We start from the raw sequence: 25,559 nt of genomic DNA on the forward strand, positions 1-25,559 counted from the left end.
CCTGCCCTAATCCCACGGTTGTTGTCGTTTTTCCTTCTCCTGCTGGAGTAGGGTTAATAGCAGTAACTAAGATGAGCTTGCCATTGGGCTTATCTTTTAAGCGATTCCAAACACTCAGATTGATTTTGGCCTTATACTTGCCATATAACTCGACCTCATCCTCTTTCAAATCAAGTTTTTGGGCAATCTCCAGGATTGGTTTCATTACTGCTGCTTGGGCAATTTCGATGTCACTTTTCATCTTTCATTCTCCTATTCTAGTTTTATTAAAACCTTTGACCACCTAAACTCTTATAGATATACCTGTATATACAATTAGTAATCTATAAAGATTATATTATCAAAATGCAATTATTTTGTCAATTATACATTTTACTATATAATCTGCATTTTTTTGTGGTCACACCCATGGAAATGATTTCTTAAGACCCAGTAATGTATCTAGAGTAATACACTACTTCACTTGCTTCTATCGTTTAAAATACTGGAATTTCTGAAAATCTCCTTACCTTAATTCCTTTGTGCTAAGAACTCCAGGTGTTACTGCTGTTGGGAATAAAAAAACCATCCATATAAAAACCTGGTCTCGCTACTTTGCTGACCAGGTTTTTGTATGGATGGTTTTACAACGTCATCTCGCATTAATTAACCTTTGTTACATCAATACTGGAATTTTGAGGCAATGCCAAACCAGCTGCCACTTCCACCGTTTTCATAATTCCGGAAACTCCAGGGCAACTAGGATGCGGGCTATATTTGGCAAAAATCTCATAAACCTTCCCAGTATGAAGTTTATTCAGAATTTCTTTGTAGGCATCTACTTCCGTTAACTCTTTTGCAATCTTTTGGTAATTAGGACAATCACTCGTTATTACCAATTTTATCATCTTACTTCTTCGAGAATTTGATTGACTCTCATCGCTCACTGCCTTGACATTAATGGTAAAACCGCAGACCCCACAGTGAATAGTTCCTGTCGCCATCTTAATCCCTCCCACACAATTACTAGTAGCTCCCTAAGGTTTGCTTGCCACTATGGAATTCAAGTTACTTACATATTGATACACTTCAGTTACCTGTTTGACAGGTAGTTGGCTTCCAAGGATCCCGGCACTACTCCCAAAGATATAGCCACCCCCACCTGAAGCCACAGCCAATAATTCCGCAGCTTTTTCCGTTCTATTTTCCTCACTAAACCACCCCAGGTCATACCCCCCCATTAAACACAAATTATTTTCCGCAGCTTTTTTAACTATAGCTATATCGGCAAACGAAGAAAAATCTAAGGAATGTATTCCCTTAATCCCTGAAGCAATAATATCGCTTAATACCGGAATTATATTGCCGTCGGCATGAAAGAAGATCGGCGATTTTTGGGCTTCTAAAATGCCTACTTGCTCCGTAAGGCCAGGGAAAAAGTTCTTGCGCAAATGATCAGGGGAAATAAAAGTCCCCCTTTGATAGGCAATATCATCCGCAATAATTAGGCCATTTGCCCCTAACTTTAAAGCATCTAGTCCTAACTGAACATTAGCAGCTACAACCTTAGCTGCGAGTTCCAGTATGATTGGATCACTTTTAGCGATTGCTATCAGAAACTCACTGAATGAAGAAAAAAGCTTTGCTGTTCCCTGAAACGGACCGTCGATAATAGCAAAGATAAAAAAATCTGTTTCTTTCCGCCATTGTTTTAATTCATCCCAAACTGGTGCGTTACACTCTCGAAAAGAATCAGGAGAAAAGGCTAAGGCATCAAGTCCAAGGAGGTCACAAGCCTCAACTCTATCTTTAAACTGAATGTTCTCCTTCAGACCTAATAATTTAGCGACAAATTCATCTTCTAGGTAAAACTCCCCTTTGGGTACTCGATCCACGCACTCATGACGAATTGTAGCAAGGATTCTTTCGATTTTCTTCAAATAACTCACATTCTTCCGTTTTTCAGTTTTTAACCCGCCTTATTCTCAGCAATTTTCGTACTTACTCCCATAATCATAATACAGCTAATACCCATTAAAACACCATCTAAAATCAAGGGGGTTCCCCAACTTCCGCTACTATCTCGTATGGCACCGGAAATTACAGGTGATAATACCGCTCCAATTTCAGATACGAGGTTCAACATGCCAAACGCTGCACCACGCAAATGAACGGGTGCAATTTCTGAAGTAAGAGCATGCGCAACCGCTTGCAATGCGAAAAATATTAAACCTGAAACAAAGAGAATAACCGATTGCACAACCGAATCATGTCCTCCGGACATGACATAGGCTGCAAAGACAAAGATAAACACCGTTAAAAGAGCTTCCATCGCTATTAAGACATTGCGACGACCATTGGGTTTATGGGCTACCATATCGGAGATTTTTCCGCCTAATGGAAAACCGATCACCCCAGCTATTGCATTAAACGAAATAACCAACAAAGCCGACGCTAAAGTCCCCCCACCAAAATCTTTTATTACAGCGCCTCCCCAAAAACCATAAAACCAGAGGTGCCATAACACTGCAATATAAGAGATATAAATAAGCACTAAATTTTTATCCCTTAATATCGGGCTAACTTCATTACCTTTCTTGATAAAGATAAAGGCGATTAATACAAAAGCTAAGCAGGTTAAGATGATTGCAATCAGCACATCGTTTAAATGCAGTGCATTTGTAATAAAATAGACAGACATGATAGCCACCAAGAATACAATAGCATATTTAAGCAAACTGAACAAAGCTTTCCCATAATTCTCAGGCACAATTTTTCCTTGAGGTTTTAGGGCCTTGCGAATAAAGAAGGCTGCTATAATTGTGACTGTCCCCAAAATAAGAAAAGGGGCTTTCCAAGCATTGACACCCATCGAAGGTTGAGCCCACTCTATTAAGTATACTGTTCCCACCAAAGCGGCAGATAAGCCCACCGTAAGTCCACCCATGACTACCCCCATGCCTAAACCAAGCTTATCGGGTGGAGTCACTTCGGCAACCAAGGAGCGGTCATTTGAATAGAGAACACCTTCACCAAGCCCGGTGAAAACCCGCAGGGCAATAAAAGCCACTAAACCACCGGTTAATCCCGTTAAAAGGGTAGTAATACCCGCCCAAAAGATACTGATTACAACAATAGTCCGATAACCAAACTTGTCACCAAAGTAACCTCCTGGGAATTGTGTTAGCATATAACCGGCAAAAAATAGACTTCCCAGCAAACCACCAAGGGCATGAGGGTTACTGGCAGCTTCTAAAAAGCCAACCTTGTTAGTAATCATCCAAGTAACGACTGGGCCAGTCAACGTTCGGTCAGCATAAGAAACTACCCAACCAATAAAGAGCATTAACCAAATCGTATGGTATCTTTGCCATCCCTTTTCTTTTTGTACTGTCATGTCAACCATCTCCTCCTATTTATTTTGAAGAAGTAGTTATATCTTTTTTTGAGCGATTAATTCATCCACTGTATGAACCTTTGCTAACTCAGATAGTTGCTTCGTGATTGTGACAATTTCTTCAGTTGCGGCGGCCATCTCCTCCGATGCTGCTGCTTGGTTCTCAGACGAAGTGCTCGTATTATTGATTTTCTGACTGATCTGCTCGATTGCCTTTTTTATTTCTAAAAGCGACTTCGATACCTTTTCAGCTGATTCCTTGCTTAAGCTTGAGAGTTTACCCATTTCTTTAGCTACAACACTGAATCCTCTACCTGCATCTCCTGCCCTTGCCGCTTCTATAGACGCGTTTAGGGCTAAAAGGTTTGAATGCTTCGAGATATTTTTAATATCTTCGATGATGGTATCGATGTCCTTAATCTTTTCTTCTGTCTGCGCACTGAATTCGTCAATCTCCTTAATAAAAACTGATAATTGCTGCGAACTCGAAGCAACTTCCTCTATACCAGCGTTTAATTGTTCCATAGAGGAGAAGAGCTTAGACGTACTATCTTGAATGTTCATCTCTTTTTCAATGCTCTTAGAGACTGATACTATGGCAACAACTTCTCCATTTTCATCAAAAACTGGTGAAAGCTGTCCTTTGGCTGGAACCCCGAAAAATCGTGTAGGAACTATTGACGCTAATTGTTTTTTGCTTTTCTTTACCAAATTATAGTTTTCCATATTTTTAATAGGATCTCCAACTTTTGAAGGCATCTTAAGTTCGCCCCCCGGCGCATAAGCTTGGATAATCTCTTTTCGAAGATCAAACACGACTATAGTGACATCGTCTTGCATTACTCCATTCAAGGTTGGCATTACATCAATAAATTGTTGAAGGTCTTTTTCTTTCATTCTCTTTAACTCCTATCAATCTCATTTCTTACGGTCAAAAATCACGTAAGCGAAATAAGGGAGATGAACACTAATTCATCGCCCTTATTTCGATACAATCTTTAAGATCTTCGCTTAGACTTTCCGAGCAGCTATTTCTTTTTGCATTTGTGAAAGGCTTGCAGGTGTAATCTTGTAAAGGAATATAATAAAGAATAAACCTACTAGCATTATTACTGCTGGCACCAAAGTCAATCCGTTCTTAATAGATTCTATGAGTACTGGTGTCGCCTGCATATTTGCAACATATCCTGCTCCCACAAGAACAGCTGTGATAATAACACTTCTCACCAGAATAGCCACTTTAATTGGAAAACTAATTAAAGACATGATGAAACCTCTGGCATTTTTACCTGTTTTCCATTCACCATAATCAACCGTCGATGAATACATAACAACCCCCAACGCATCCGGCATTCCATAACCTAAATAGGCTATGAACATGATGATCATGAAGGAAACATAATTCATTGGTAAGGCCCATACCGCAAAAAGCCCGATAATAAAAATTGAGAGGGACAAGATATACGTATTTCTTTCTCCGAACTTCTTAGCAATTGGATTTGCAATCAGAGCTCCAACGAAACATACTACGTTAAGTCCCGTCATGAAAATCGCAATAACAACCAAATTATTTACAACATATTTAAAATAATAAAACGCCAATCCAAAGATGACGAACCTTCCTAAGTATCTACCTAATTCCCCTAACATTAAGCCGATAAGTGGTGGGTTGACAATAATCTGCTTCAACATCTCACCAATAGGCATCTTTTCTGCAGGTTTCCCTGATTGAACGGTCGTTCCGTGGAAGGCATAGTCTTTGGTCATAAAGAACAAGGTATAATAACTAGCAATCATAACTGCCCCAGTAATTACAACAGTCAGTGTATACCCCATCGCAGGATTTCCTTCGCCAAGCGCCAAGATCATCTTCATTCCAATTAAGGAAAAAGCAATAGCACCTAAGGAGTTAAACATCCCCCTATTCGTCGACATGGCAATTCTTTCTTCTCGTACAGTTGTCATTGAAGAATTTAAGGCTACATGTCCCGCATAGAAAATATTCCAAATTAAATGACTGACAACAAATCCGACTGTAATGATAATAGCATTCACTGTTGGTGAGCCGATTTTAGAAAACTGTAAAATAAAGAACAATGCTGCAAAAGGAGGTCCTACCAGTAGCCATGAACGGTATTTCCCCCACCTCATATTGCTCTTTTCCAATATAACTCCTGCAGTAGGAACCCATAGGATATCAAAGATACTAGTGATCATCAAGACCGTTCCAACCAGGGCCATTGGTAGCTTGGCAAAGTCAGTTAAAAATGCCGCGAAATAAAACACTTCCATATTTACAAATAATTGAAATCCGAATGAGGGTAATCCGTAAAGGTTAATAATCGATTTTTTTAATCCCTTTTCCATAAAATAATCTCCTCTCAAAATCAATTTCTTTACTTCTAATTTGTCGCTAATATTAGGTCGATCCGTCTCTTTTGTCATTACTAACTTCTATAATGTCACCTCCTTAAATGTTTTTATCTCCACATTCAGAGTCATCCATTCATAAGATCCAGCACGTAATTTATGGGATGGATCAGAACCAAACTAAAGAATATTCAGAAATATCGAAGAAGAAATGTGGGCAACCTCCTCCCCGTTAAAGCCTTCCGTCTTGTAGCACGCCTACGAGGTCGAATGTTGCCCAGTGAATAAATTCTTCTGGAAATCTGATCAACTTACAATAGTAAATCCATAATGAAGCTAAACACAGCGTCTTCATATTTCTGAATTTTTGGTGCTATTACATCTGTCGGCTTGCCCTCTAATTCAGGATGCACTGCTAAATATTCTTCCCAAGTAGCATAATATTTCGAATCCATTTTATCCTCTCCTCTAGCCTTAATAAGTTCCGTTTTCATACACATACTCCAAAACAGCTCTCATGTTTTCCGCGACAGGACCCTTCGATTCAAAATTGATAACACTCTTATCTGCTTGGAACCAATATTTTCCACCAGGAGCAAGGATATCAAGTAACTCTTTAGCTTTGTCAATACACTGCTGCTTTGTACCTGTTTGTAACAACGTAATCGGATAGAAACCAGAAATAATATGTTTCTTGCCGAGTTTTTCCTTAACAAGTTTGGCATCACCGTATTCAAATCTCATAATCGTATTTTCTGGTAATTCATAGAGATAATCGAGGTATCTCATCCAGTCATTTTCCACAAACAATTGGACATTTTGACCCATGCCAGATAACGTCTCGACTAACTTCTTGAAGGTTGGCCAGTATAAGGTCGCGAAATCTTTATCACGCAAATAGGGAGCCATGTGAAGAGGAATAAACGTATAACCTAACATCCCGGGACTCGGCAGAGTACCTTTCTTGATCATCAGTGGTAAGACCGCTTCGCAGGCTGCCAGTATTTTATCTGGATATCTTCGAACATCACCAGAAATACCTTTGAAACTTCTCAGAAAGTCTGCCATAAAGTCAAAGGGAGCTTCAGTTAGAGCGCCAACTATTCCAGCATAACCATATTTTGCATTCATTTTTGCTCTAATCGTTCCGAGGTAAGCTAGGTCATCGGATTGTGCTCGCATTGCTTTGGCTAAAGCCATTGCCACTTTCCCTGGTGCTCCGTTAAACTCAGTGAACAGCCGAGGTAAAACCTTTTCAACAATACAGTCGTATGGTGACGCGATAAAGTCATCATATTCCTCTGCCAACAGGCCCACGACTTCAGGATGCTGCATGAATCCGCTAGAACTCATGACAATAGGAGTTGACCCTAGGATCTGGTAGTGTGAGGGAATTCTAATGGAACCACCAGGATAGGTGTCTGTGAAAAAATCTTGACAAAACTTATCATAGACAGGTTCTAATCTCGTTAGATCCCATTGGCATTCCGCCAAGTCCAGACCAGCATATTGGATAGCAAAATCTTGAGTTGCCGGATTGCTAACCGGCACTCTTTTGGGAGTTTTTCCGCTGAAAAGATCACGGAACATCTGATTTCGTTCATTGGTCATAGCAACGGCATCCATCATATTATTTCACCCACCCTTGACAAGTTTTCAGTCCTTCAGCAGCGTTTGTTGTAAAAGCGTCCGCGCCGATTTGCTTACAAGCGTCTTCATTAACAGGATTCCCGCCAATAATAATTTTTACACCATCTCTTAAGCCCGCTTCATTCAGAGCCTTAACCGTGTTATACATTGAATCAATAGCAAGGGTCAGAACGCCACTCATTCCAACGATTTGTGGTTTAACTTCTTTTACCTTTTCGACAAACGCGCTGGGAGATACGTCAATTCCCAAGTCATAAACGTCAAAACCCGCTGCTTCTGCCATACTACCGAAAATATTCTTCCCAATATCGTGTAAGTCTCCTTCAACAGTACCAATGACGATCGAGCCAACTTTTTGAGTAGCTACACCACTTAATACAGGTTTCAGTAATTCAATTGTTTGGGATAGCAATTCCCCAGCAAAAATCAGGTCGCCCACGTAGTATTCGTTCTTTTCAAACAGATCCCCAACAATCGCCATACCTTGCTGGCAGGCGAAAACAACCTTTTGGGCATCTTCACCACTTGGGTTTGAAGCTACAAAATCGTTAATCATGCCTAAAATAGCTTTTTCGTCGAGGTCTCCTACCGCTTGTGTTAGTACCTGTAAATCGATCATACTTAAACAACTCCTTATTAATAATTTGTGTTATTTAACTTATATCCAAGATTTAAGCTTTCATCTTAAATTTTTCCAAATCGGCGATTATGAATGTCGAAAAAGATGATATTTGTCATTGTTTGTAGGATATTCGCATTATAGCACTAAATTAGCCTCAATAAATGTATTGAAATTTAGTTTTCCCTTTAGTCCTATTAAACGTCAATTTTTACTGGACCAATCTTGTTTTTGCGGAAGGCATTCAAGTAATTTCTGCAAAAACGGTCTTTCCCCAGTAACGCATCGGTTACAAACAGTGTCGTAACTATATCTCGATTACAAGGATCTAAGATGGCTGAATCCATTCCTGCATCGATAGCTAGAGTTAAGAAGTGTTGATTAACAACTTTTCTTAACGGCATTCCGAAGGATATATTGCTTAAACCAGACGTTACTTTAATAGTAGGATATAAGGTTTTTACTTCTTTTAAAGTCTCGACAAAGTTTAATAGAGATTGATTATCTGCCGATAGCGCCATTACTAAAGGGTCAATGTGGATCCGATCTGGAGTAATATCATAAGTCAGAGCCTTTTCAACCATCACCTTTGTAATATCCACCCTTGTCTGAGTATCCTTTGGGATACCCCTACTATCACACGTCAGGGCAATAACTTCCCATTTAGTCCCTTTAATAATCGGAAAAATTATCTCGCATTTTCCACCTTCTTCAGATACGGAGTTAATCAATCCTGGGCGTTTGGCATATGGGAAGACCTTTTCAATAACGAGTGGATTTGGACTATCGATACACAACGGCGTATCCACTGCGTCCTGAACAATGCCCATTAGCCATAGTAAAGTATCTACTTCGACATCTGGAGAAGTACTCGCACAGACGTCAAGATAATCAGCACCTGCCTCAGCTTGCTTTAGGGCAAGATTCCGAATGAATTCCTCATCCTTTTGCTCTATGGCTCTTTTGACACTTGGTATAGTTCCGTTTATTTTTTCGCCAATGATAATCATTGAATTGGGCCTCCTTTTTATGCTTCATGGCTACTCCTGTATATACAGGTCTTATAAATGTATTTTACCAATATTCAATTACTTTGTCAAATGTTCTTTTTCACAATTCATTCTATTTTGGTTGATTCAATTTTTTCGAAAAAGAAACTTGATAGCCTATTCAGAAGATTAGTCCTGTTCAAACCTTTGGACGTCGGCGTTAGACTAAGTTGAATTTTTTGTTTCAGTAGTACATACCGGTCAATATACCTTTAAATTAGGATACGCAGAAAAGAAGCAAAGAACTTTATCAGTCCAGTGCTTCTTTTGTAATCACGTGTATTTTTTTGTTAGTGATTATTTAATGTTAAAGTATGTGGATTCGCCAAAAATATTATTGAATCTAGGGTAACTACCCAATTCAACAAATTTAACACCTTCTGCAATAATCTTTGCCCTACGGAATTCACTTGAAGAAAGCAACGCCAGCTTAGCGCCAGTGCCCGCTGCATTGCCAATCATCTTAATTTTACTTTCCAGTTCAGGAGGAATCAATCCTATGACACAAGCACTGTGCGGGTTCAAGTAGTTTCCAAAGGCTCCAGCCAAGAGGACTTCTTTAATGTCTTGTACTTGGATACCATAGGTCTCCATCAGAACTCTGACTCCTGCCGCTATGGCTCCTTTGGCCATCTGAAGTTCCCGGATATCACTCTGCGTAATCATAATTGGTCTGCCGTTACCAGTTAGACTTGCTTCAGCAAGCAGAAATGCCCCTTGCCCCTCATACTGTATGAGGTTTTGTTTAAACCTTTGGGCCGCAGGATTTGTTAATTGATCGAACGCTAAGATTTTCCCTCTCTTATTGAGGATACCAAGTTCCAGCAATCCTGCGACTGCGTCAAGTAAAGCAGAACCGCACACTCCTAGCGGTTTTCCTTCCCCTATTACCGAATACTCCAGCTTGTCCCGATAGTAAACATGGTCAATCGCCCCTACGGCCCCCCTCATCCCACCACTGATTTGGGCCCCCTCAAAAGCTGGGCCTGCGGCGGCTGAACAGGCAAAGATCTTTTCTCTTGAACCAAGCGCAATTTCTCCATTAGTACCAATATCAATGACAAGCTTAATATCTTCACTCCGCTCCAACTCAGTGGCCAGTAGAACTGCTACCGTGTCGGCTCCCACAAAACCAGCAATATTGGGCAGTATAAACACTTTCCCAGCCTGATTGATGCTAATCTTGAGTTCGGAAGCATTTAATACCAAAGGCTCACTGAGGACAGGAACATACGGGGATACTGCAATACTCTGAGGATTTATACCTAGAAAAATATGATGCATGCAAGTGTTCGCTGCGATAGAAATCCCATAGATCTGATCCCTAGTTACAGAAGCTTTTTGTACCGCTTCTGTAACTAGTTCATTAATGGCCTCGACCACAGCACCCTGCAGTTTAATTAGACCATTTTCTTCATGGCTAGCAAAGTTGAGCCGGGAAATTACATCCGCCCCATAGGCTGTTTGGGGATTAAGTGTAGAAACCACACTTAACTCTTTACCTGTATAGAGATCGAGCAAATAACCTACAATGGTGGTAGTTCCAATATCGAAGGCCATTCCGAGCATTGTCTTGGTAGTGTCCTGCTGTTCCATTCCTGATATTTCATTTCTATATATAACTGCAGTAATCTGGTTATTCGCGCTTCTCATGACATCTGGCATCTGCCGTAAAATGGAGATTGTTGACTCTAATTCACTATCCTTATACCCTTGTTGAACTATACTTTCCTTCAAGCGACGCCAATGAGAACTATGATTCTCACGCGAAGGCTTGGCAACTTCAATGAATATTTTGTGGAGGTGCGGATCAATTTCGAAAACCCTTTCATCAGATGTTATTAAGATGTTGTGTTTAAGCTCTTTTCGGTTAGGAAGCTCCACTGTCATATCGTTACTTACTCTAGTCAGACAAGCTAAGCGAATACCCTCGTCTAATTCCTTAGCCTGTAACATTTCTTGTTCCCTGGTTACTGGTGTCGTCAAGCCCTTTGTGATTTTGACCCGGCACTTTCCGCAGGTTCCTCTACCGCCGCACAAAAAATCAAACTCTAAGCCTGCATCGTTCATGGCTTCCTTTAATGTGCTTCCGTCCGTCGCTTCTACTAATATATCACCCGGTTGGAAAAATACTTTATGCTTGTTCAAGACGATCCCTCCACCTTGTGTCATTTCTCTCGCATTGGACTTAGGATTAATCACTACTACCCTGCAGTTTTATATAGTCTCCTCGATAACTAGTTACACCTATGCCAATTGGCTTGTTTTCGTTGTTATAAAGTTTCTGCTCAACAACCAATAAAGCATGTTCATCATAAATATTGAGATATCGTTTAATCTCTTCGTTTGGTATTTGAGCACTAATACTGATTTTTCTTTTCAATGCAAAGGTAGGCATACTATTCGATACCATTTCCTGAAATGTTGCCTGTTCAATTTCCTTTTCAACAATAGGCATGCCTTTACTATAAAGCAAATACTTAACATCATAAGCCACCGGGATTCCATCAGTATAAAACACTCTGCGAATCATAATAACATGCTTGCTTCTTGTAATTCGCAACTCATCCGCTAACTTTTCATCCGGCATAATGATCGTTACTTCCAACAGTCTTGCATTATCAACACTGTTAATAGGGTTATTCATCTCATCGTAATGTAACGTGTATTTGTTGACTTCCGGTTTTTGGACGTAGCTCCCTTTGCCAGGAACAGAATAGATGTATCCCTCGTTTGCCAATATGGCCAGACCTTTTCTGACCGTCATTCGGCTAACACCATATTCTTTGCAAAGTGCGGTTTCAGGTGGAACGGTATCTCCTGGTTTTAACTCGGCACTGTTGACCTTCCTTTTTATATCCTCAACTATTTTAATGTATACCGGATCAGCCATTACCTTCTACTCCTCGCCCATTAGCGGTCTTCATCCATTCCCAACACAATTTAGCCCCTACCGAAGCATCAGTGGCGAAAAAATCTGCGCCAATAAACCTGAATGCATCTTGTGTCAGATGATTAGCACCTATGATAATCTTAACGCTATCCCTAAGGTGTGCTTCTATCAAAGAATTAACGACTTCTCTCATTTCATCCACAGTACTTGTTAATACACCACTAAGCGCCACAATATCTGGATTATGTTTCACGACATTTTTCACAAAGAGTTCTCGCTCGACATCTACTCCAAGATCAATAACATCAAATCCGTATGCTTCTAGCATATACTTAAAGATATCTTTTCCAATGTCATGTATATCTCCGTGTACAGTCCCGATAACAACTTTGCCAGTTTTTTTATTATGCGTCCCATGGAAAAAATCAGTCATTTCTTCTAATTCTAATATTTGTCTGAAAATCAATCCAGCCATAATCAAATCTGCGATATAATAGTCTCTACGATCATAAAGTTTCCCTACCATCTTCATCCCTTCATTCATAATATCGAGTAGATATATAGGGTCAATCCCTCGATTTAGAGCTTCCTTGGCCAATTTTATTGAATTCTCTTCATCTAATAGCTCTACGTATCTGAGTAACAATTCCTTAATTTCGCTTAAGTCTCTCATTTTTTGCCTCCACCAAACCATATTAGGGTTATGCTGGCTTAAATATTGCTTGTAATTGAACGTTATATATACAAGTATACAAGAATAGTCACATTAAATATTATATTCTTAATTTTGTTTTGTCAAATGTATAATAATAGTACCTATAATTTGATCTTAGTAAATGAGTTCACTAAGATTGAACAAAACCCACTGGATGCACTATGGTATCCAGTGGGTTTTGCCTACACTACCTGACTCATCGGACAAGTTGTTTGCAAGTTGCAGAAATTACAATGGGTCTTCCCCTTAGACTCAGGGAGATCATGGCCCACTCCCATCACCATCGCAACTGACTTTCGCGGTATGATCAGGTTCGAGTCGTTTAGGTGAATACCGATCCGTTTTGCTCTCAGAAAATGAAAGATAACCTGCATGTCTTCCAGCCCTTTCCAATAAGAATGACCTGGACCCATCGGAAAGGTTGTTTTCAGGCCTTCACGATGATACTCTTCTTCGACCCGACTCATCGCGATTGTAGCAGTTTTGGCGACATAGCTTGTCGCACAGGCATCTAATGCGTAAGCTTCGGACATTTTCCCTGCTTCCTTATACTCTGTCAATCGGTCTTCAATGGCTGTACCGATGGTTGTCGAGATTAGGAGCATTTTTTCTGCTGTTCCGGCCACCTTGGGAAGAAGATTACTGGAAAACTTAAATCCATCCTCTAGAAGCAACTCACCAACCCCTGTTCCAGTCACATCAACCTCGACCCAAATTGCAATTGGACGTACTAAACTTGAGGCTTCCTCAATAATTTGGTTGTGTAATTTCACGGTTCTAGGATGCGGAGGACGTCGACTATAATCAGCCCCTTCTGCTTTAAACACTTCGTCCAACGTAATCTCAGGTATTGGGATCTCCCAGATTTCTGGTTCTCTCATATTCTTCCCCCATTTACACCCTCTATTAATAATAAAACTTGGTCTTTTCCAGCTCGAACATTGTATATTTCACTGATTGACCTTTGCTTTTCAACCTTTGCCTAGAATAACTGGAAACAAGCAAGCACTATTAACCTCAGAAAATATCCCCTTTAAACAGGCCTGAAGCCTCTCCCGGGCCTCTTCTCCTAAAACTTCCTTCGCCGGCCCAAAAATAATCGCAGTCACACTCAGGTTAATCCTGTCAGTAGACCATTTACTCCACCCCTGTGAGTGCTTAATATTAATGTTCTTACCGGTTGATGACAACCATAAATTCTCCTGACCATCCACAAATAGTTTGATATGGCCCACCAAATAAGCATTCCCTTTTGCCCAATCTCTAATTTCTTCGACCCAGCGAGTGAAGGCTTGTTGGATTTTCTCAGAGCTCACCATTTCAAGAGATAACAATTGATGTGTTTCAGAAAAAATGGCTGGCTCAGGTTGATTATTCAAGATCTCAAGTGACGGTTGATGTGAGTGCACCGAAATGTGTTCGAGCTTTGGTTCATTCAATTACGCTCACCGCCTCACTCCAGATTTGCGGATCAACCTCCAGCTGCGCAGAGATTGCGTAGAAAAGCGCTGAAGGATTTATCCCCCTAACCCGGTCTTCGACAATACTAACCTGCTCAGGTTCAAGACAATCAATCTTGTTCAAAAGAATAACCTCTGCTTTAGAAATTTGCCCTTCTATTAAACCCGGCATGACCGTAGAAAGTTCATCCCATCGTTCGGCATCAGCCACTACAATGGTTTTGATACTGTCAATCCCCTTACCGTATTTAATAATCGTATCCACAATTTTTTCTGGAAATGCCATGCCTGTTGTCTCGATGATCACCCATTTCGGGGACAGTTCCTCTTGGATTTCATTGAGACAAATAGTCAGTTCCGCATTCAGCGTACAGCAAATACACCCAGCGAAAAGATCCCGGACATTCAGTCCTTCTGCTCGGAGTATCTTATCATCAATGCCCGTTTCGCCCACTTCATTTTCAATAATTACCAAGGATGGCTTTTCACGCTCTGTCGGCCGTTTCGGAAATCCTTCTTCCATAATTTTCACTAAGTATCTCGCGACCTGCAAGATTACCGAAGTTTTGCCGGAACCCAAGAACCCGCCGAACAATAAAACATTCATGACTTTTAACTCCTTATAAGTTCAAAACACATAACCTTGGTGTGTCACTCTGCTCTTCCAGGTTAATCATGATCATATGCTCTAACGTCACTTTTTCACCCGCTTGAATTATGGCAAACTCTGCATCCCATGGGCCCAAAAGCAGCTTCTTCAATAACCTTGATGAACCTTCGATTTCCTCGTGACTCAACCCTAAAACATCTGCAAACCATTTTGTTTTTTTCAGAACACCCGCAGATTGATAAGCTTGAGTGTTAATCACCATCAAACGATGATAATTATTAAGCATCATTTTCATAACCTTGAGAGCTTTTTCCTTGCCATACCTTACAACACAGCGTTCATATTCGGATACTAGATTCTGTTCGTTTTCTAACCACCCTTTGGTTAGAAAATAAGTCCCAATTTCATTGTCCATGGTCTGTCTGCGTTCATAGGAACCTAAAAGAAGTGAGATACAGTCATCCACCCTCGGAATGATCAATTGGGCTCGTGACGATCTTATGTCTAATAAGCTATTGCCGCAGTAACCAAAGGCCAGTAAAATAGTTTCCACATTTTCGATTTTATCGATTTCTTGCTGGATCTTTTGGCCGAGTCGGTCAGGAAAATTATGCAACCCAGATTCAATCCAAAGCACAGGATAAGGAACTCTCGTTTCAGCGATTGCCAAATTCACTTCATCCCTAATCGTTTGACATGCTACGATGATTGTGCCCAACTCAGTTAATTCCTTCCTTCCTCACAAACAGGCAATCATTTGCTTGCCGCTCTGCTCGTTCATGATCCGAATACAGAGATCCGTGCCCTTGCCACAATCCGTAACCCAATAATCAGCACCCGTATAATTTTTGACAGCTTCGTTTACTAATCCACCAATTACAACAGAAACCTTCGACCGAAGCCCTTCCTTTTCTAATAAGTCCACCGTCTTTTTCATGGAATCATAGGCGGTTGTAATTAATCCCGAAAGACAAAGCACCTTGCTTCCTGTTTCCTTAATAGCTTCAATAAAAGCGACTTCTGGAACGTCAACCCCCAAATCATACACTTGACAGCCTTTACTTTTCAGAACTGAAATCATAATATTTTTACCAATATCATGAATGTCCCCTCCGACAGTACCGAAAATAATCGGAGGGAAAATAGAAACGGGCTCAATGTTTGTGGACTTTAAGACTAAATTAATGACTTCCGTAAAAATATCGGCTCCCACCATTAAATCACAGAGAAAATACACGCCTTCATCATAGAGTATGCCGACCTTTTCCATGCCGGCTCTTGCTTCTTCGATCATTTCCAGTGAATCCACGCCTTGTTCGAGCCCTAGTCTGACTAGGTTGAGAACCGTGTCTTCATCCAGCTTTCCCATAGCATGTGTCAGAAATCTTCGTGCTTTGAATACCTCAACATTATTTTTAATCCCCATCTAATCACACCTTTGCAGAGTATGGATAAGAGACGCCACTTAATTCGAAGGATTCTCCTCGGTAAATTGTTTTAGAAAAGCCTAAGGTCGTACCGTCCTTTGCGTAAAAGGCCCTATAAACGCATAACGCAGGGTGTCCCGCAACAGTCTTAAGCAACTCCGCTTCTTCAGCTGACAAGGGTGTTGCAGAAATCCTCATCTCAATTTTATGAATGGTTATATTTGTATGTTTCGCGACTATTGCAGGAAAGTCCGCATACTCAATTTCATTTTCCAGCATTGGCTGGCCCTTGATATAAGGCAGATACTTCATATCAATACCTACTGGACCATTATCGCCATGAATTAATCGCCTAATCCTAAAGACTTTGGTCCCTTTGAAAACACCAAGCTTGCTAGCAGTTATATCATCGGCGCTAATTCGTTTCACTTCTAACAGTTGATAGTTGAGTTTGTGCTCCTCAAGAGAGTCTTTCTCCTGAAAAGTTAAAGTCACCTGATTCAGCTTAGGTTTGGCCACAAAATTACCGATCCCTCTTACGGTCTCAATCAACCCAGCTTCCAATAAGATAGCCAAGCCTCGTCGAACGGTTACCCTACTGATACCGTAGTCGCCGACCAGTTGGGATTCTGAGGGCACTGCATCACCTGGCTTTAATTCCCCGGATTCTATCTGCTGTTTCAAATCATCAGCCAGTTGATAATAGACCGGCATAAAATCTCTATTCGTCTTCATTAAATCCCCTCCGGAAACGCTAAGTTACTGATAAACTTCTTCTGAAACCCCGGGTGATTTGCAAGTTCAATAAACTCGGCTTTACTCGCAATAGTCCGACATCGTTCCAATACACGCACTGATAAGATTGCTTTGACAGCACCCGTTCCTGCAGCATTGCCAACAGGGATGATCTTACTCCGCCCAGCTGAAGGGACCAGCCCAATCGCCAGCGCACTGTCCAAATCAAGGTTATTACCGAAAGCTCCGGCAACCAAAACCTGCTCAATTTCTGCAAATGTGATCCCGAGCTGCTCCATTAGGATTTCGACACCCGTAAATATGGAGGACTTGACCAATTGTATCTCTCGAATATCCCCCTGAGTAATCGATATATCCTTACCGGTAGCGCTTTCCTCCGCCCTGACCAGGACAAATTCCTTTTGGCCGCTGTCTTGGACTTTAAGCCTTTTTCCCAAAGATCCAGGCAAGAGAGCCATCTTGTCGTCACTGACAAATCTTCCGGACGTCGTGATAACTCCCACTTTAACGAATTCAGCAATAGCTTTGATGACGCCTGAACCGCAAATCCCCCTAGGCAATTCATCCTTAATCGTGTGAACATAGACATTATCAGTAATCGTGACATCATCAATCGCCCCGTTTGCCGCCCGCATCCCAGAGCTTAACTGGGCACCTTCAAAAGCTGGACCCGCTGCAGTCGAGCAAACGAGCATTTTATCCTTGTTTCCGAGTACTATCTCGCCGTTGGTTCCCAGATCAATCAATAACGTCATCTTGGAGGTAAGATCTTGGTCAACCCCAACCATTGCGGCTACGGTATCAGCTCCCACAAAGCTTGCGATATTGGGCAAGACGATAATTCTTGCGCCACAGTTAATATCTAAACCAATGCCACTGGGGGGAAACCAAGGTAATTCGTTAAAGACTGGCACATAAGGGCTGATGGCTAAATACGCAGGTGAGACACCCATTAGCAGGTGTTCCATAGTTGAATTACCTGCTACAGTGACTAAATAAATATCCCTGTTGGAAATCCCCGCCGCTTCACACAATTTATTAACTAAATCATTTAAACATTGTCTGACGACAGACGACAGAGTCTTCAACCCATCTTCAGTCTTTGCCGCTTTGATTCTGGATATCACATCAGCACCATAGGCTGCCTGAGGGTTTGTCTCAGCCGCTGCAGCAATGACCTTCCCTTGATTCAAATCTACCAAAATCCCCGCCACTGTGGTGCTGCCGATGTCGAAGGCCACTCCATATAAGGATGCTACGCTATCCCCAGCCTCGGAAGCTAAGATTTGGCTAGAACTACGGACAATCGTAATCTCGTCTACCTTTTTAAGAGCTACTTGGGCTAATTCCTGCAAAGCACTTATATCAATGGAGATATCCTCAGGTTGATCTGCTTCTCCATCCCCATCTCCACTGATCGCTCGCCTGATCATCTCCTGCAACGAGTAGTTATTCTCTAAAGTGGGATAAACCGGCTTGATAAGAACTTTTTTAATTGGGGGAAGTAAGTCGATGTATTCTAAGAAACGATCACTTATTTCCCCCTTACTGCTGACCTTGGCTTGCTTCGTCTGCTCAATCACCAGATCCTCTGCAGGGTATACCTGACAAGCAAGATACCACTCACCGTCTACGGGTTCAACTGTGTTTCCCTCCCGATCAACAACCTGCCCGCTAAGAACCCAGATCTTGCACTTTCCGCAAGAACCCTGACCACCGCAAGTGGCCTCAATCATGATTCCCGCTCCTGACAGTGAACTAAGCAGGGTTTCATGAGTTGAGGCAACTGTAACTTCTGTAACTTCTGTAACTTCTGAGCCTACCACGCTCGTGTCAATGACAGAGATTTTAATGTTTTTCATGATAGTTACCTTTTTCGTTTATTCAACCTACTCGTATACACATCTATTATAGTCTCTTGTCATTTCGACCGTCAATACATACTGAAGGTGGCAGCAACTTCAATAAACCTACACTTGCTGCCACCCAATCCACCAATTATTGATGTACAGCCAAGACTCTACTTTTCTAAGTGAGGGACGACTGCTCCGTTTCTGTTACTGTTATATTACTGTTACTTACCCGTTGCCGCTGCAACCATGGCTTGTACATTCTCTAATTTAGCGTCAATAGGAATATCGCACCCTGAATGGAGTATGAAGCCTGTGGGTCCTATCTCCTCAATTAACTTACGGCTATATTTATAGACTTCATCCGGAGTTCCAAGGGTAAACAACGACGCTGGAACATCTCCCATGATACACATGGTATCTCCCAGAATTTCCTTGGCTTTAAAGATATCCGTCATACCGTCTAATTCCAAAATACATTTACCTTTAGGGAATACCTTAAACCTTTCTAAATCACGAGTCCAATCAGAGTCAAAATGAAGAATGGGAGTTAACCCGGCTTCGATGGTTTCGTTAATCACTTTTTCTAAATATGGGAAAACAAAGCGATCCCAGAGTGGCTGGGAAAGCATCGAGCCTGCCGCGCGCCATCCACCAACCCAGATATACTCATTACCCAGTGCTTTGTTTCCTTGAATCGCTTGGGGAGCCATAAATGGCAATGCCGCATCCATTGCCTCCTGCACTTTGTCAGGCATCTTGTATAGGTCTCGAACAAATTTCGCAAATGAACGTGCCCCACAAAAATACTCAAAAGGTATTGTCGCCATGCTATTTTGCAGTACAGGGATTCCTTTATTTCTCCACATTTCCTGGATTTTCGGTCCCTTTTCCATCTCTGCCATAATTCTTTCGAAAACATCTGCACCAATTTTTGCTTGGAAAAACGACATCATCCAGTTAGGGAACCCTTCAGTGATAATTTTGTCGTAGTCTTCTTTAGTCATTAACTCTGCTTCTGACACCTGCCAGAGGGAGTCTACAGGAAGTTCTTTACCCGCTAACTTAACTTTACTTAGCCATAATAACGAAAGCACTGGTGGATACAGACTACCGTAATCTACTCCATCTGCTCCACCGACTTTTTCAAAAGTATTTATCATAGCCTGAGCTGAGATAAAGCTGTCGCTTCCCCACTCTGCGATTGATATTTTTTCGATTCTCGCAGTAAATGCAGCCATCTCTAAAACGACGGGTATTCTGTCGGTTTTTTCCAGGGCAGTAGCTTTGGCGATTCGGTCTTTTCTTTCGGCTAATAATCTTTGATTATCCATCCTTAGTTCACCCCCATAATCTTTTTGCAGGTTTCGACGGCTTCTTGCGCGTTCATACATACCATATCAGCGTTGACATATTCAAGTACCTTTTGATCTGTCGGCCCACCGCCAATTAATATAGTTCGACCTTCTCTTAGCCCTGCCCCTTCAATAGCTAGAATTGTTTCTTTCATATTCTCGAATGCGGATGTCAAGAGACAGGATAAACCAATAATCTTGGGATTATGTTCCTTGATGGCCTCGACAAACTTCTCATACGGTACATCGACGCCTAGGTCAATGACATTAAACCCATTGCACTTTAAGATGGTGACCACAATATCTTTGCCAATATCATGAATATCTTCTTTGACCGTTCCCATAACCACTGTTCCCAATGTTTCTGAAGCATTCGTCTTAAACGCATCTCCCAAAAGACCCGTAGCCTCCTTAAAGACGTCGGCCGACATAATCAGCTCTGAAAGAAAATACTCCTTTGCTTCAAACTTTTTGCCCACTTCCTCCATACCTTTTTGTAAGGCTGCAAGGATATCGAAAATAGGAACCCCTTGTTCAAATAAACCTTTAACTCCATCCAGTACCGAATCCTCATCGAGCTCCGCTAGCGCCTTGGAAATTTTCTCGTACATACTTTCTTCCTCCTCATTTTATATCTAGCCTCTCTAGGCGTGTGACCTTATGATCCTTAAATATTGCGATCAAGACATAGTTTCTAACTATAGAGTCCTTTACGATGTGCTGTTAAGTATCCACGACAGTATCGATCCTGACCAGTCAGAGCCATAGCAACATACAACGCACCCATCATGTCTCTATTGGTAGGATCTAAAATATAGCCATCCATGCCCAGCGCCATAGTTTGAACCATAAACATCCGATTTACAAGGGCCCTATTTGGGAGACCATAAGAAACATTACTGAGACCACACATGAAATGAACCTCCGGAAAAGCATCCTTGATCAAGCGAATACTCTCTAAGACTTCCCGCCCATACTTATCTCCTGCGCTGATCGGTTTAATCAAGGGATCGAGATAAATATCCCCCTGGGAAATACCTTCAGCCTCCAACTTTGTCACCAAATCCCGCGCAATTCGCAGTCTATCCTGAGCTGTTTCTGGCATCCCAGCATCTTCTATGCACAGAGCAATGATTTTAGCGTTATACTTTTTAATTAATGGGAGTACACTTTGAAACCGCTTTTCTTCAGCCGTAATTGAGTTGATCATAGGAATAGAGGCTTTTGTGAGCTCCAGACCTGCAATTAACGCTTCGGTGCTTGGGCTGTCAATACACAACGGCAGATTCGTAACCTCCTGGACGGTATTAACCAGCCATTCCATGATTTCTACTTCTTCGCCGACCATAGTACCGCAGTTTATGTCTAAGTAATGGGCACCTGCTTCTTCTTGGGCTTTGGCAACCTGTTGAATGTAGTCAGTATCTCTCTTCTCGACCGCTTCGCGAATCAATTTTCGGCTAGTGTTGATCAATTCTCCTACGACAACCATTTCCTGCCTCCTTCTCTAGTACACATATGTACATCAGTAAGATCACAAACGAATGAAGTCCCACGAGTATAAGTAAGTGCTAACTAGTGTACACGTCTACATCTGTCTTTATGATATTGAATATATACTGTTTTGTCAATAGTTTAAAAACTTAGAATCTTACTCTTTCAGATATTTATTTACCGATAACGTCCTAGCATAAAAAATTGGTGATTACTATCCTCTCGGATAACATCACCAAAACAGACCTATGCGGGCTAACCCCTATTTTTTTCTTCTATTCTATCACCATAATAATTAATACTTGGTCAGAACCCTTTCTTTCTTCAACCCCGCTCCTTTTGTACGAGTTCCAAGGCATTAAAGTGCTTATTCCCAGATTTCCTCTTGTGTAAAACTGTGTTAAAAGGATCGTCCCTTGGACACGTTTTCCAAGCTAGCCCCTTTGACAAAGAATCGCTCGATGTTCTTTTCCACAGTTGGATCAGGGATCAGCGGCGGTGCTTGATGAGGTTTAATACGAGCGTCAATAATAAGGTTATCACAAGCCCAATGCTTATTCTCATAATAGCTATTTACACCATAAATGTCGTGGGAAGGATTGCTGCGCGTGAAGGTAGCCCAAAGAAAATTATTGACCGTGGCACTCATGAATGAACTGTCATCACATAGTATGATCATCGGACATGATGGAATCGGACAAGATGGTATTGGACCCTTTGCCTTAATCGCTTCACATAAAGCTTGTATTTCTAGTTGTGCTGTAGCGTAATCTGTAAATTTGGGACCTTGCATCGCTACTACACCTGGCATCACCCACCGTACATTGTCAAACCCCTGTATGTCATTCAATTCGCCCGGGACTTCTTGGCATAAATCTCTTAATTTATCTCCATAAGCTGCAAAGACCACTTTGCTACCACTATTTAATCCCGTTCCTGAATAATCAAGGGTATCAATGGTCGTATTGGTCTGAAAATGTATGTCTCGATGTAGATCAATACGTTCCAGGATATAGGTTAAAAAGTTCACTTCATGATGAGTATCGACTGGTTGATTATCTTCAGCCGTTATAAATAAAAACTTGGCCAAGCTCAACTGTCCAGTTCCTAAAATGCGATTGGCGATCGTAAGCAGCTCGGTCGGCTGCTTTACAGGTTGATAAGGGGTATACCGTTCACTGCCTATGGCAAAAAGCAAGGGATGCACACCGGCAGCATCGACTGCGTGGACTTCTTTAACGCCAGGAATCTCTTGTTTAATTGCATCACCTGTTAACTTGTGTATGAGTTCACCGAATGATGTATCCTCTTGCGGCGGACGGCCAACAACTGTAAACGGCCAGATAGCATTTGGTTTAGCATACACCTTATGAACCTTCATTAATGGAAAAGGATGAGTCAGACTATAATAACCCAGATGATCCCCAAAGGGACCCTCTGGTTTCGTTTCGCTAGGGTGAATTTCTCCTGTGATCACAAAATCAGCATCATTACTAATACAAAACCCATCGATATAACCGTAGCGAAAACGACGTCCCGCCAGCAAGCCAGCAAACGTCATCTCGCTCATACCTTCTGGTAAAGGCATCACGGCAGACAAGGTATGCGCCGGGGGCCCACCTATAAAAATACTCACTTTAAGAGGGACTCCTCGTTTGTTCGCTTTGTCCTGATGGATACCGATACCCCGGTGGATTTGATAATGCACACCAATTTCCTGATTCATCTCATATTGATTACCATTGAGTTGAACACGATACATACCCAAATTGGAATTCATAATCCCCGGCTTATCCAGATCTTCTGTATACACTTGGGGCAACGTAATAAATGCTCCACCGTCCATCGGCCAGTGTTGTATGAGCGGAAGGTCAGCGATATTAATTTCCTGAACAGTAACTGCTAGACTTCCACTCATTTTTAAAGGCAAGGCTTTCCCTGCTGCCAACCCAGTTTTGATACTCTTAATCGGGTTTTTAAAGGCTTTCATTGGATCGTTGCGCAGAGCCATTACGCTCTGTACGTCTTCCCATGTATCTCGGAATATAAACTTACTGCGTTCTAAGGTTCCGAAAAGATTGGAAACCGCCCGGAATTTCGAGCCTTTGACATGTTCAAACAACAAAGCAGGCCCGCCGGCCGCATAAACTTTCATATGTATAGCCGCCATCTCAAGATAGGGATCTACTTCTTCTTGAATACGTATCAAATGTCCATTCTTTTCTAAATCTATTATGCAATCTTCTAGATTACGATACATAATTATTTATCTCCAATCAACACATTATTGTTATCAAAATATGTATAGTCACACTTAGAATACAGCAAAATACGTGTTGTATGCAAGTTGGAGTGTGTCAAAAGGACGGTCCTAGCGTTGAGTAGGCGGTCCTTTTGACACACTCCAAGGGATATCCTTTCGATATTAAAGGACCATTCCTTATGCGTCCGCATCCAACAGCCTATATGCTGTCAATTTTCAGCTAACCCCTTCAACCCTCGCTCCTTCTGAACGATTTCACTGGCCACTTGATGAGCTTTTTTCCGAATCTCCTCAGTATCCTGAGTTATAAGTTGTCCCTTTCTTACAACTACCTTCCCGTTAACAATCGTGGTATCCACCAAGCTGTGATTTCCGCAGCACACAATCGAAACCAATGGGTCGTGACAGCCTGCATAGGCTACATCCTTAAGATCCATTAAAATAATGTCAGCTGCCTTGCCTGCTTCTAGACGCCCTGTATCAGAACGCCCCAAGACATCCGCTCCCCCGCGAGTAGCACATTTTAAAGTCTCATAGGCTGAAAAGCCCTGTTCTTTGTAGCGCAGATGGTTTAATAGATACGCTCTACGGACTTCTTCCCACATATTCGAGCCATCGTTACTGGCGCTACCGTCGACAGCAATCCCTAATTTGGCGCCAGCTTTTACTAAATCAGTCGTCGGGCAAATTCCACTTCCGAGTTTCATATTGGAACTCGGGCAGTGCGCGACCCCTGATCCACTCTGAGCCAGAAGAGCAATTTCTCGTCCACTAAGATGAATAGCATGGGCAAACCATACGTCCGGCCCGATCCAGCCCACATCTTCCATCAATTCAACCGGACGACGCCCGTAGCGTTCTAAACAAAACGTCTCCTCATCAATAGTTTCAGCCAAATGGGTATGCAACATGACCCCTTTTTCCCTGGCCAAGATTTGAGATTGACGCATCAAGTCTAGACTCACAGAAAACGGGGAACAAGGGGCCAACGCCAGTCGAGTCATAGCATAAGGCGAGGGATCATGATACCTTTCGATCAAACGCTGAGAGTCTCTAAGAATCGTCTTTGCATCCTGAACCACCTCGTCAGGGGGTAGGCCTCCATCGCTTTTACCCAAGGACATGGAGCCACGGGTGGCATGAAAACGAATTCCGATCTCCTGAGCCGCTGTGATTTGATTATCAATTAAGTCAGTCGCTTGTCCCTTCGGAAAAACGTAATGATGATCAGTTGTTAAAGTACACCCAGTCCGCAAAAGTTCGCTAAAGCCTACCATCGCCCCATAATAAACTGCGTCCGGGGTGATATGACGCCAAAATTCATAGAGATTAATCAGCCAGGAGAAAAGTGGCATTCCTTGGACCTCTGGAAGCCCACGGAACAAGGTCTGATAGAGATGATGATGAGTATTGACTAATCCTGGGAGAACGACCATTCCACGGGCGTCAATAATTTGCGTTTGCTCAGAAGTTAAACTCAAATCTCGCCCCACTGCAACAATTTCCTTCCCTTCGATCAAAAGATCACCATTCTGGATTATTTCATCACAGTCATTAAACGTAACAATCGTAGAAGCATTTTTAATCAAGATAGACATGGATGTATCCCCTTTCAGCTTACATTACCCTCTTATGAAACACAATATCGCCTGAAACCAGGTAGATAAATTGA

25 protein-coding genes are annotated in these 25,559 nt (G+C 41.8%); all 25 read right to left on the bottom strand.

The window, feature by feature from the left end:
• A partial coding sequence (locus E4K67_RS11950) for a formate--tetrahydrofolate ligase (protein WP_135546996.1) occupies nucleotides 1-241 on the bottom strand: 241 nt, incomplete at its 3' end.
• Nucleotides 242-641: 400 nt separating this feature from the next.
• Nucleotides 642-983: a DUF6951 family protein gene (locus E4K67_RS11955; RefSeq protein ID WP_135546998.1), complete on the bottom strand. Its 342-nt coding sequence runs from the start codon at nucleotides 981-983 to the stop codon at nucleotides 642-644.
• A gap of 33 nt (nucleotides 984-1,016) precedes the next feature.
• Nucleotides 1,017-1,919, bottom strand: a complete 903-nt coding sequence (locus E4K67_RS11960) for a uroporphyrinogen decarboxylase family protein (protein WP_135547000.1) — start codon at nucleotides 1,917-1,919, stop codon at nucleotides 1,017-1,019.
• 29 nt (nucleotides 1,920-1,948) lie between these two features.
• The gene (locus tag E4K67_RS11965) at nucleotides 1,949-3,376 is read right to left on the bottom strand and encodes an MFS transporter (protein WP_135547002.1); all 1,428 of its coding nucleotides are present in this window, start codon (nucleotides 3,374-3,376) and stop codon (nucleotides 1,949-1,951) included.
• 36 nt (nucleotides 3,377-3,412) lie between these two features.
• A complete protein-coding gene (locus tag E4K67_RS11970; protein WP_135547004.1) occupies nucleotides 3,413-4,273 on the bottom strand; it encodes a methyl-accepting chemotaxis protein in 861 nt (286 codons plus the stop codon).
• A 114-nt stretch (nucleotides 4,274-4,387) separates the two neighbouring features.
• Nucleotides 4,388-5,743: an MFS transporter gene (locus E4K67_RS11975; RefSeq protein ID WP_135547006.1), complete on the bottom strand. Its 1,356-nt coding sequence runs from the start codon at nucleotides 5,741-5,743 to the stop codon at nucleotides 4,388-4,390.
• A 314-nt stretch (nucleotides 5,744-6,057) separates the two neighbouring features.
• The gene (locus E4K67_RS30115) at nucleotides 6,058-6,240 is read right to left on the bottom strand and encodes a hypothetical protein (RefSeq protein WP_135547007.1); all 183 of its coding nucleotides are present in this window, start codon (nucleotides 6,238-6,240) and stop codon (nucleotides 6,058-6,060) included.
• Nucleotides 6,221-7,375, bottom strand: coding sequence for a uroporphyrinogen decarboxylase/cobalamine-independent methonine synthase family protein (locus E4K67_RS11985; RefSeq protein ID WP_135547009.1), 1,155 nt, complete (start codon nucleotides 7,373-7,375; stop codon nucleotides 6,221-6,223). Before E4K67_RS11985 ends, E4K67_RS30115 begins: the two co-directional genes overlap by 20 nt.
• Before the next feature lies 1 nt (nucleotide 7,376).
• Nucleotides 7,377-8,015, bottom strand: a complete 639-nt coding sequence (locus E4K67_RS11990) for a cobalamin B12-binding domain-containing protein (protein WP_135547011.1) — start codon at nucleotides 8,013-8,015, stop codon at nucleotides 7,377-7,379.
• A 197-nt stretch (nucleotides 8,016-8,212) separates the two neighbouring features.
• On the bottom strand, nucleotides 8,213-9,025 hold the full coding sequence (locus E4K67_RS11995; protein ID WP_135547013.1) for a methyltetrahydrofolate cobalamin methyltransferase: 813 nt from the start codon (nucleotides 9,023-9,025) through the stop codon (nucleotides 8,213-8,215).
• 336 nt (nucleotides 9,026-9,361) lie between these two features.
• The gene (locus E4K67_RS12000) at nucleotides 9,362-11,212 is read right to left on the bottom strand and encodes an ASKHA domain-containing protein (protein WP_135547015.1); all 1,851 of its coding nucleotides are present in this window, start codon (nucleotides 11,210-11,212) and stop codon (nucleotides 9,362-9,364) included.
• 46 nt (nucleotides 11,213-11,258) lie between these two features.
• A complete protein-coding gene (locus E4K67_RS12005) occupies nucleotides 11,259-11,957 on the bottom strand; it encodes a GntR family transcriptional regulator (RefSeq protein ID WP_135547017.1) in 699 nt (232 codons plus the stop codon).
• Complete coding sequence (locus E4K67_RS12010) at nucleotides 11,950-12,630, bottom strand: cobalamin B12-binding domain-containing protein (protein WP_135547019.1); 681 nt, start codon at nucleotides 12,628-12,630, stop codon at nucleotides 11,950-11,952. Before E4K67_RS12010 ends, E4K67_RS12005 begins: the two co-directional genes overlap by 8 nt.
• 224 nt (nucleotides 12,631-12,854) lie before the next feature.
• Nucleotides 12,855-13,553 (bottom strand): Vitamin B12 dependent methionine synthase activation subunit, encoded by a 699-nt coding sequence (locus E4K67_RS12015; RefSeq protein WP_135547021.1) that lies wholly within the window; start codon nucleotides 13,551-13,553, stop codon nucleotides 12,855-12,857.
• Between the two features lie 90 nt (nucleotides 13,554-13,643).
• Nucleotides 13,644-14,111 (bottom strand): hypothetical protein, encoded by a 468-nt coding sequence (locus tag E4K67_RS12020; RefSeq protein WP_243454433.1) that lies wholly within the window; start codon nucleotides 14,109-14,111, stop codon nucleotides 13,644-13,646.
• The gene (locus E4K67_RS12025; protein ID WP_135547023.1) at nucleotides 14,104-14,739 is read right to left on the bottom strand and encodes a GTP-binding protein; all 636 of its coding nucleotides are present in this window, start codon (nucleotides 14,737-14,739) and stop codon (nucleotides 14,104-14,106) included. Before E4K67_RS12025 ends, E4K67_RS12020 begins: the two co-directional genes overlap by 8 nt.
• Before the next feature lie 13 nt (nucleotides 14,740-14,752).
• Entirely contained in the window at nucleotides 14,753-15,460 is a 708-nt protein-coding gene (locus E4K67_RS12030; RefSeq protein WP_135547024.1) for a DUF1638 domain-containing protein, read from the bottom strand.
• A gap of 21 nt (nucleotides 15,461-15,481) precedes the next feature.
• Nucleotides 15,482-16,168: a cobalamin B12-binding domain-containing protein gene (locus E4K67_RS12035; RefSeq protein WP_135547026.1), complete on the bottom strand. Its 687-nt coding sequence runs from the start codon at nucleotides 16,166-16,168 to the stop codon at nucleotides 15,482-15,484.
• A 4-nt stretch (nucleotides 16,169-16,172) separates the two neighbouring features.
• Nucleotides 16,173-16,904 carry a GntR family transcriptional regulator gene (locus tag E4K67_RS12040; RefSeq protein ID WP_135547028.1) on the bottom strand — a complete coding sequence of 244 codons (732 nt, stop codon included), beginning with the start codon at nucleotides 16,902-16,904 and terminating at the stop codon, nucleotides 16,173-16,175.
• Nucleotides 16,904-18,787, bottom strand: a complete 1,884-nt coding sequence (locus tag E4K67_RS12045; protein ID WP_135547030.1) for an ASKHA domain-containing protein — start codon at nucleotides 18,785-18,787, stop codon at nucleotides 16,904-16,906. The genes E4K67_RS12040 and E4K67_RS12045 overlap by 1 nt, the downstream gene beginning before the upstream one ends.
• Nucleotides 18,788-18,999: 212 nt before the next feature.
• Nucleotides 19,000-20,109 carry a uroporphyrinogen decarboxylase family protein gene (locus E4K67_RS12050; protein ID WP_135547032.1) on the bottom strand — a complete coding sequence of 370 codons (1,110 nt, stop codon included), beginning with the start codon at nucleotides 20,107-20,109 and terminating at the stop codon, nucleotides 19,000-19,002.
• Between the two features lie 2 nt (nucleotides 20,110-20,111).
• A complete protein-coding gene (locus E4K67_RS12055; protein ID WP_135547034.1) occupies nucleotides 20,112-20,741 on the bottom strand; it encodes a cobalamin B12-binding domain-containing protein in 630 nt (209 codons plus the stop codon).
• A gap of 83 nt (nucleotides 20,742-20,824) precedes the next feature.
• Entirely contained in the window at nucleotides 20,825-21,622 is a 798-nt protein-coding gene (locus E4K67_RS12060; protein ID WP_135547036.1) for a methyltetrahydrofolate cobalamin methyltransferase, read from the bottom strand.
• Nucleotides 21,623-22,024: 402 nt separating this feature from the next.
• On the bottom strand, nucleotides 22,025-23,884 hold the full coding sequence (locus E4K67_RS12065; protein WP_135547038.1) for a UbiD family decarboxylase: 1,860 nt from the start codon (nucleotides 23,882-23,884) through the stop codon (nucleotides 22,025-22,027).
• Nucleotides 23,885-24,096: 212 nt separating this feature from the next.
• On the bottom strand, nucleotides 24,097-25,485 hold the full coding sequence (locus E4K67_RS12070) for an 8-oxoguanine deaminase (protein ID WP_135547040.1): 1,389 nt from the start codon (nucleotides 25,483-25,485) through the stop codon (nucleotides 24,097-24,099).
• Nucleotides 25,486-25,559: the final 74 nt, after the last annotated feature.

The sequence above is a fragment of the Desulfosporosinus fructosivorans genome (assembly GCF_004766045.1).
Lineage (GTDB): Bacteria > Bacillota > Desulfitobacteriia > Desulfitobacteriales > Desulfitobacteriaceae > Desulfosporosinus > Desulfosporosinus fructosivorans.

Coding starts and splice junctions, on each gene's coding strand:
- E4K67_RS12060 (WP_135547036.1), bottom strand. CDS start 21,622: ATGGTTGTCGTAGGAGAATTGATCAACACTAGCCGAAAATTGATTCGC.
- E4K67_RS12035 (WP_135547026.1), bottom strand. CDS start 16,168: ATGGGGATTAAAAATAATGTTGAGGTATTCAAAGCACGAAGATTTCTG.
- E4K67_RS11985 (WP_135547009.1), bottom strand. CDS start 7,375: ATGATGGATGCCGTTGCTATGACCAATGAACGAAATCAGATGTTCCGT.
- E4K67_RS11965 (WP_135547002.1), bottom strand. CDS start 3,376: ATGACAGTACAAAAAGAAAAGGGATGGCAAAGATACCATACGATTTGG.
- E4K67_RS12055 (WP_135547034.1), bottom strand. CDS start 20,741: ATGTACGAGAAAATTTCCAAGGCGCTAGCGGAGCTCGATGAGGATTCG.
- E4K67_RS12070 (WP_135547040.1), bottom strand. CDS start 25,485: ATGTCTATCTTGATTAAAAATGCTTCTACGATTGTTACGTTTAATGAC.
- E4K67_RS12005 (WP_135547017.1), bottom strand. CDS start 11,957: ATGGCTGATCCGGTATACATTAAAATAGTTGAGGATATAAAAAGGAAG.
- E4K67_RS11995 (WP_135547013.1), bottom strand. CDS start 9,025: ATGATTATCATTGGCGAAAAAATAAACGGAACTATACCAAGTGTCAAA.
- E4K67_RS12015 (WP_135547021.1), bottom strand. CDS start 13,553: ATGAGAGAACCAGAAATCTGGGAGATCCCAATACCTGAGATTACGTTG.
- E4K67_RS12045 (WP_135547030.1), bottom strand. CDS start 18,787: ATGAAAAACATTAAAATCTCTGTCATTGACACGAGCGTGGTAGGCTCA.
- E4K67_RS11975 (WP_135547006.1), bottom strand. CDS start 5,743: ATGGAAAAGGGATTAAAAAAATCGATTATTAACCTTTACGGATTACCC.
- E4K67_RS12025 (WP_135547023.1), bottom strand. CDS start 14,739: ATGAATGTTTTATTGTTCGGCGGGTTCTTGGGTTCCGGCAAAACTTCG.
- E4K67_RS12050 (WP_135547032.1), bottom strand. CDS start 20,109: ATGGATAATCAAAGATTATTAGCCGAAAGAAAAGACCGAATCGCCAAA.
- E4K67_RS11970 (WP_135547004.1), bottom strand. CDS start 4,273: ATGAAAGAAAAAGACCTTCAACAATTTATTGATGTAATGCCAACCTTG.
- E4K67_RS11955 (WP_135546998.1), bottom strand. CDS start 983: ATGGCGACAGGAACTATTCACTGTGGGGTCTGCGGTTTTACCATTAAT.
- E4K67_RS12040 (WP_135547028.1), bottom strand. CDS start 16,904: ATGAAGACGAATAGAGATTTTATGCCGGTCTATTATCAACTGGCTGAT.
- E4K67_RS12065 (WP_135547038.1), bottom strand. CDS start 23,884: ATGTATCGTAATCTAGAAGATTGCATAATAGATTTAGAAAAGAATGGA.
- E4K67_RS30115 (WP_135547007.1), bottom strand. CDS start 6,240: ATGAAAACGGAACTTATTAAGGCTAGAGGAGAGGATAAAATGGATTCG.
- E4K67_RS12010 (WP_135547019.1), bottom strand. CDS start 12,630: ATGAGAGACTTAAGCGAAATTAAGGAATTGTTACTCAGATACGTAGAG.
- E4K67_RS11990 (WP_135547011.1), bottom strand. CDS start 8,015: ATGATCGATTTACAGGTACTAACACAAGCGGTAGGAGACCTCGACGAA.